The following is a 6,835-nucleotide window of genomic DNA, read 5'->3' as shown; positions in this document are numbered from 1 at the left end:
GGACCGCACCCTCGTCTACGCCACCGGCGGCTTCGCCTACGGCTCGGGCGGCGGTCGCGACTTCGGCCTGCCCAACAGCTCGCGCGACGACTTCCAGACCGGCTGGGTGGTCGGCGGCGGCGTCGAGTACGCCCTGCCCACCGACTCGTTCCTGAACTTCTTCAAGTCCTCGGCCGTCACGATCAAGATCGAAGGCCTGTACGTGAAGCTCGATCAGGGCAACCGCAACAACGGCGTGTTCGCCCAGACCGCGAACGGCACGCAGTACTCGGTGTTCTCGCCGGGCGTGATCTCGGTGGGCCCGGCCAACCTGTACCGTCGCGAGACCGAGTTCGCGGTCGTGCGCGCCGGCCTGAACTACAAGTTCGGTACCTGGTAGGACCGACTGTCCGTTCGAAGGACGGATCGGAGCCCGGCCGCGAGGCCGGGCTCTTTTTTGTTCGGATCGGATCGTCGCCGGTGCGCAGGCAGGCCGTGCCGCGGAACGATGCGTCACAGCGGCCGGCAACGATCCGGTGCGGCCGGAACGGCGCGACCGGGCGCGTCCGCTGGGGAGCGGGCGCGGCATTCGTCGTTGAAGCGTGACCGCGGCTCCGGCACGCTCGCGAATCGACGGCACCTGCCCTTGCGGCAGGCGCTCTCGTAGCGGAGACGGAGCACCATGCGCGATACGCGGCTCAGCGCCCTTGCGAGGGCCGCCCGCCAGGCCCGGGCGGGCGAGTTCGGCACGGCCTGGAGGGCCCTGCCTGGCGGCCTGCGCGATCTGGCACGTCGCGCCGGTCGCGGCCTGGAGCAGGGATTGGCGCGGTTGCGCGGTCGGCCCCGGGGACCGGTGCCGGAGGTGGCCGAGCCCAGCCGGGGGCGGTTTCTGTCGGAGAGCTTCGCGGGTCCGACGGGGCAGCGGGCCTATCGTCTGTACGTGCCGAGCGGCTATCGCGGCCGGCCGGTGCCGCTCGTCGTGATGCTGCACGGCTGCACCCAGTCGCCGGAGGACTTTTCCGCCGGCACCGGCATGAACCGCGTGGCCGAGGCCGAGACCTTCCTGGTCGCCTATCCGGCGCAGACCAAGGCGGCCAACCAGGCCCGCTGCTGGAACTGGTACAGCCGCGCCGACCAGGGCCGCGAGAGCGGCGAGACCGGGGTGATCGCCGGCATCACCCGGGCGGTGATGGCGGCCTACGCGGTCGATCCGCGGCGGGTCGCCATCGCCGGGCTCTCGGCCGGGGGCGCCGCGGCGGCCAACGTCGCGGCGGCCTATCCCGACCTCTTCGCGGCGCTCGGCGTGCATTCGGGCCTCTGCGCCTTCGCGGCCCGCGACCTGCCGGGGGCGCTCTCGGCGATGCGCCAGGGCGCCGCCGGCACGCCGTCCGGCGCGCCGGTCCCCACCATCGTGTTCCACGGCGACCGGGACACCACCGTGAACCCGCGGAACGGCGAGGCGGTGATCGCCGCCACCGGCGGCCGGCTGATCCGGCGCGAGGACGGACAGGCCCCGGGCGGCCGCGCCTACGCGCGCAGCCTCTACGCCGATGCGGCCGGCCAGCCGTCCTTCGAGCACTGGGTGATCCACGGCTCCGGCCACGCCTGGTCGGGCGGCGACCCGGCCGGCAGCTACACCGACCCGGCCGGGCCCGACGCCGCGCGCGAGATGTGGCGGTTCTTCAAGGAGCATCCGCGGCGGCGCTGAGTCTGGCCTGACATGCGCGAGGAGAGGCACAGGGCGCGCCAGCACCGCACCGGCCTGCCCGGCCTCGAGGCGGTCGCGGTGTCGTCCGACCGGTCCTTCCCGCGGCACGCTCACGACCAGTACGGCATCGGCGTCGTTCTCGCCGGCGGGCACCGGTCCTGGAGCGGCGTGGGCGCGGTCGAAGCGGCGGCTGGCGACGTCATCACCGTCAATCCGGGCGAGATCCACGACGGCCTCCCGATCCAGGCCCGGATCCGGGCCTGGCAGATGCTCTATCTCGATCCCGCCCTGCTCGCCGGCCTGCTCCGGGAGGACCTGCCCCGGGCCGGCGAGATCGCCCGCCCGGCCCTGCACGACCCGGTCCTCGCGGGCCGCTTCACCCGGCTCTTCGCGGGCATCGCCGCGGCCCGGCCCGACGCCTTCGCGGTCGAGCAGGATTTGGTGGGTGTCCTGATGCACCTCTTTGCCCGTTACGGCGGCGGCCCGGCCCCCAGGCGCGGCCCGCCGCCCTTCGTGGCCCGGGCGCTGCGGCGGCTGGAGGAGGCGCCCGGCGAGGCCGTGACCCTGGCGGAACTGGCCGGTCTGTCGGGAGTCAGCCGCTTCCAGCTCATCCGCGGCTTTGCCCGGGCCACCGGCGCGACGCCGCACGCCTATCTCGTGCAGCAGCGCGTCCGCCTGGCACGCCGGCTCCTGGCCGAGGGACGCTGGCCCGCCGCGGCCGCGGCGGAGGCCGGCTTCGCCGACCAGAGCCACATGACCCGCGCGTTCGTCCGCCAGTTCGGGGTGACGCCGGCCCGCTTCCGCGCCGCCCTCGCCTGAGCCGCAATCGCGTTCAAGACCGTCCCGCCCGCCCCGCGCCAGAAGGAGGCCGGAGCGCGGAGGCGGCGATGCGGCACCACCAGGACAACGGCTACGTTCACGGCTACGGCGCGGCCGAGCAGGCGCGCCTGCACGACCAGGCGGCCACGCTGGAGGCGCTGCTGCACCACGACAGCCTGTTCCCGGACGGCAGCACGGTGCTGGAGGCGGGAAGCGGCGTCGGTGCCCAGACGATCCCGCTCCTGCGGCGCAACCCGGGCGCCCGGCTGACCTGCCTCGACATCGCGGAGGCCTCGCTCGCCGCGGCTCGGGCGCGGATCACCGCCGCCGGCCTGCCGCCGCCGGATTTCTGGCAGGGCGATCTCCGTGCCCTGCCCTTCGCGGATGCAACCTTCGACCACGCCTTCGTCTGCTTCGTGCTGGAGCATCTTCCCGAGCCCGCGGCCGCCCTGGCGGAGCTGCGCCGCGTGCTGCGCCCGGGCGGGAGCCTGACCGTGATCGAGGGCGGTCACGGCTCGGTCCTGCTCCATCCGGAGGATCCGGGCGCGCGGGCCGTCATCGCCTGCCAGGTGGCGCTTCAGCGCGCGGCCGGCGGCGACGCCGAGATCGGCCGCCGCCTCGGGCCGCTCCTGGGGCAGGCGGGCTTCGCCGCCGTGCGGGTCTCGCCCCGCCCCGTCGCCGTCGACGGGTCCCGGCCGGCCCTGGCGGAGGGCTTCGTCCGCCGGACCTTCGCGGCGATGGTGGCGGGCATCCGGGACGAGGCGATCCGCGCGGGGCTGACGGACGCCGCAGCGTTCGATGCCGGCCTGCGTGCCCTGCTGCGCACGGCGGAGCCGGACGGCACCTTCTGCTACACGTTCTTCAAGGCCGTCGCCATCGTGCCGGCGGCCTGACGAGCCACCGGTGCCGGCGGCCTGACGAGCCACCGGTGCCGGCGGCCTGACGAGCCACCGGTGCCGGCGGCCTGACGAGCCACCGGTGCCGGCGGCCTGACGAGCCACCGGTGCCGGCGGCCTGACGAGCCACCGGTGCCGGCGGCCTGACGAGCCACCGGTGCCGGCGGCCTGACGAGCCGCGGCGGCGCCCCTCACCGGTAGTCGTTCGGGTCGAGGCCGTGGCGGGCGATCTTGTCGTAGAGGGTCTTTCGGGGCGTGCCGAGGGCTTCGGCCGCCACCCGCACGTCGCCGCCGGCCACGATCAGCTCGTCGCGGATCAGGCCGCGCTCGTGGCGATCCATCTGCTCGGCGAGCGTTGACGCGCGCGCCGGCTCGGCCGGGGCCGGACCGGTGGGGGAGAGGCCGAGCGCGCAGCGCTCGGCGAAGTGGCCGAGCTCGCGCACGTTGCCGGGCCAGGAATGCCGGCTCAGATGCTCGCGGATCGCCGGCGTCACCGGCGGCGGCTCGCGGTTGAAGCGGGCGGCGGCCTTGCGCAGGAAGTGCTCGAACAGCAGCGCCACGTCCTCGCGCCGGTCGCGCAAGGGGGGGATCTCCACCGAGACCACGTTCAGGCGGTAGTAGAGGTCATCGCGAAAGGTGCCCTGCGCGGCGGCCTGGCCGAGGTCGATCTTGGTGGCGGCCACCACCCGCATGTCGACCGGCTGGACCGCGTTGGTGCCGAGCGGCTCCACCACCCGCTCCTGCAGCACCCGCAGGAGCTTGACCTGGATGGTGAGGGCCATGCTCTCGATCTCGTCGAGGAAGAGGGTGCCGCCATCGGCGTGGGCGATGCGCCCGACCCGCTTCTTGAGCGCTCCCGTGAAGGCGCCGGCCTCGTGGCCGAACAGCTCGCTCTCCACCACGGTGTCGGGCAGGGCGCCGCAATTCATCGCCACGAAGTTGCCCTTGGCCCGGCGGCCCCAGCGGTGGAGCGCGCTCGCCACCACCTCCTTGCCGGATCCGGTCTCGCCCAGCACCAGCACGTCGACATCGGCCTGCGCCACCTCCCGCACGAAAAGGCGCAGGCGGGTGATCGCCGGCGAGACGCCGAGGAACGCCGGATCCTCCGCCACCGCGGCGTCGAGGCGGGCTCGGAGCGAGCGGTTCTCCAGCACGAGCGCCCGACGCTCGAGGGCGCGGCGCACGGATGCCACCAGCGTCTCCGCCGGGTAGGGCTTGGCCAGGAAGTCGTAGGCGCCGGCGCGCATCGCCCGCACCGCCATGGTGATGTCGCCGTGGCCGGTGATCAGGATGACCGGCAGCTCGGGGTCGGCCTCCTGGATCGCCGCGAACAGGCCGAGCCCGTCGATCCCCGGCAGGCGCACGTCGGTGACGACGACGCCCGGCGGGTCGGCCAGGATCGCCCGCAGGGCCGATTCGGCGTCGGCATGGGTCTCGACGGCGAACCCCGCGAGGTCGAGGCTCTGGCCGTTGGCCCGCCGCACCTCCTCCTCGTCGTCGACGAAGATCACGCGGCCTTCAGCGCTCATGCGGCGGCTCCCTGCGCCGCAACGGCGGGGGCGAGCGGCAGCTCGACCCGGAACAGGGCGCCGCCCTCCGGCGAGGCGCCGGCCGAGAGGGTGCCGCCGCATTCCTCGACGATGCCGCGGGAGATCGCGAGCCCGAGCCCGAGGCCGTTGGCCTTGGTGGTGAAGAACGCGTCGAACACCTGGGCTCCGCCCTCGGGCAGCCCGCCGCCGTTGTCGCCCACCTCCAGCACCGCGCGCTCCCCCATCACCCGCACCGTCACGGCGATGCGTGGCTCGTTCACGCCCGCGACGGCGTCGAGGGCGTTCTGCACCAGGTTGACCACGACCTGCTCCAGCCGCGGCCCCTCCCCCAGGACATAAGGCGAGGGCTCGGGAAGCGCGAGGGCGAGGGCGACGCCCGAGAGGCGGACCTCCACCACCTCGAGGCTCGCCCGCACCACGCCCGCGAGCGCCACCCGGTCGCGCCGGCCCGAGGCCTTGCGGGCGAAGCCCTTGAGCTGGCGGGTGAGGCCGGCGATGCGCTCGGTCAGGCGGCCGACGGCCGACAGGTTCTCGGTCGCCTCCGGCAGCCGCCCGCGCTGGATCAGGATGCCGGCATTGTCGGCGTAGGAGCGGATCGCGGCCAGCGGCTGGTTGATCTCGTGCGCCATGCTGGCGGCGAACTGGCCGAGCGCCGCCAGCCGGCCCGCATGGGCGAGCTCGCGCCCGAGGCGCTGGCGCTCCTCCTCGGCCCGCTGGCGCTCGGCGATCTCGGCCTTGAGCTTCTGGTTGGCCTCGGTCAGCGCCTGCGTCCTCTCCCGCACCCGCTCCTCGAGCTCGGTCCGCCTGGCCGCCGCCTCGGCGAGGCTCGCCCGCAGGCGCCGGCGCCGCCCCACGATCTCCGCGAGGCCGAAACACGCGAGGCCGACCGCGAGGCCGGCGATGACCTGGGCCTGGACGCGCTCGCGCCCCACCGCCACGCCGATCCGGGTCAGGGTGTGCAGCCGCCAGGTCGTGCCGGGGATCGGGGCGTCGAGGGGCAGCGCCAGGCGCGCCGGCAGGGCGCCGCTGCCGATCCGGATCAGGCCGCCCCCCTCCCCGGCGGGAAAGAGCGGCAGGGGTGCGAGGGCGGCGTCGCCGAATTCGAGCCGCTCGCGGATCAGCCGGCGCTCCTCGTCGGGCACCGGCCGCAGGGCGCCGAAGCGCCAGGCCGGCTCGCTCGCCACCAGCACGATGCCGCGGGAATCGGTCACCATCACGGTCTCGCCGCCCGTCTCGCTGCCCCGGCGCCAGGCGGCCTCGATGCCGTCGAACTCGATCTTGACCACCACCACCCCGGCCTGCCCGCCGGGGCCCGCGACGCGGCGGCTCAGATAGAGGCCCGGCCGGCCGCTGACGGTGCCGAGGGCGAATTGCCGCCCCGCCCCCTCGGCCAGCGCCTGCTGGAAGTAGGGCCGGAAGGCGTAGATCGCCCCGACGAAGCTGCCGGGCTCGCCGGCATTGCTCGCCGCCACCGCGGTGCCGTCCTGGCGGATGACGTAGATCACCGCCGCGCCCGAGGCCCGGGCGATCTCGGCCAGGCGGTCGTTGACCCGGGCGAGCAGGGCCGGCTCCGGCGAGGGCCCCACCGCCGCGGCGATCTCCGGGTCGCTGGCGAGGGCCAGCGGCAGGGATCCCTGCTTCTGCATCTCGGTGCGCAGGGCGGCGACGTGGAGCGCCAGCGTGGCGGAGGCCGAGCGCCTGAGATCGGCGAGCGCCGCCCGCTCGGCATACCGGCCGGCGAGAAGGGCCGCGGCGAGAACCGCCGCGAGCCCGAGGAGCCACGGCAAGGCGGGAGAGCGCGGGAACGCGCGCCAGCCGGTCACGGCCGCCCCGCCGCGGGCCGGGCCCGGTTCCGGCCGGTTGCGGATTTCCGCACCGTTCCC

At 75.1% G+C, this 6,835-nt stretch carries 6 protein-coding genes; 4 read left to right on the top strand and 2 right to left on the bottom strand.

The annotated features are described in order from the left end of the window. The 4 genes from EU555_RS33795 to EU555_RS33780 all read left to right on the top strand — a co-directional run. The coding region (locus EU555_RS33795; RefSeq protein ID WP_425375178.1) for an outer membrane protein at positions 1–379 on the top strand (379 nt) is incomplete at its 5' end. Positions 380–661: 282 nt separating this feature from the next. Beyond that, positions 662–1,687, top strand: coding sequence for an extracellular catalytic domain type 1 short-chain-length polyhydroxyalkanoate depolymerase (locus EU555_RS33790; RefSeq protein WP_135419717.1), 1,026 nt, complete (start codon positions 662–664; stop codon positions 1,685–1,687). A gap of 12 nt (positions 1,688–1,699) precedes the next feature. Next, positions 1,700–2,506 (top strand): AraC family transcriptional regulator, encoded by an 807-nt coding sequence (locus EU555_RS33785; RefSeq protein WP_135419716.1) that lies wholly within the window; start codon positions 1,700–1,702, stop codon positions 2,504–2,506. 68 nt (positions 2,507–2,574) lie between these two features. Beyond that, positions 2,575–3,399 carry a methyltransferase domain-containing protein gene (locus EU555_RS33780; protein ID WP_135419715.1) on the top strand — a complete coding sequence of 275 codons (825 nt, stop codon included), beginning with the start codon at positions 2,575–2,577 and terminating at the stop codon, positions 3,397–3,399. Positions 3,400–3,593: 194 nt separating this feature from the next. On the opposite strand, the gene EU555_RS33775 is transcribed toward EU555_RS33780, so the two are convergent. Further along, complete coding sequence (locus tag EU555_RS33775; protein ID WP_135419714.1) at positions 3,594–4,931, bottom strand: sigma-54-dependent transcriptional regulator; 1,338 nt, start codon at positions 4,929–4,931, stop codon at positions 3,594–3,596. Continuing rightward, a complete protein-coding gene (locus EU555_RS33770) occupies positions 4,928–6,775 on the bottom strand; it encodes a sensor histidine kinase (RefSeq protein ID WP_135419713.1) in 1,848 nt (615 codons plus the stop codon). Before EU555_RS33770 ends, EU555_RS33775 begins: the two co-directional genes overlap by 4 nt. Positions 6,776–6,835 lie beyond the last annotated feature (60 nt).

Origin of the sequence: Methylobacterium nonmethylotrophicum (assembly GCF_004745635.1) — a bacterium.
Taxonomy (GTDB): Bacteria; Pseudomonadota; Alphaproteobacteria; order Rhizobiales; family Beijerinckiaceae; genus Methylobacterium; species Methylobacterium nonmethylotrophicum.
This window is presented reverse-complemented; position numbering and strand designations above follow the sequence as displayed.

Excerpts from the sequence above, each read along its gene's own strand:
- EU555_RS33790 (WP_135419717.1), top strand. The coding sequence starts at position 662 with ATGCGCGATACGCGGCTCAGCGCCCTTGCGAGGGCCGCCCGCCAGGCC.
- EU555_RS33785 (WP_135419716.1), top strand. The coding sequence starts at position 1,700 with ATGCGCGAGGAGAGGCACAGGGCGCGCCAGCACCGCACCGGCCTGCCC.
- EU555_RS33780 (WP_135419715.1), top strand. The coding sequence starts at position 2,575 with ATGCGGCACCACCAGGACAACGGCTACGTTCACGGCTACGGCGCGGCC.
- EU555_RS33775 (WP_135419714.1), bottom strand. The coding sequence starts at position 4,931 with ATGAGCGCTGAAGGCCGCGTGATCTTCGTCGACGACGAGGAGGAGGTG.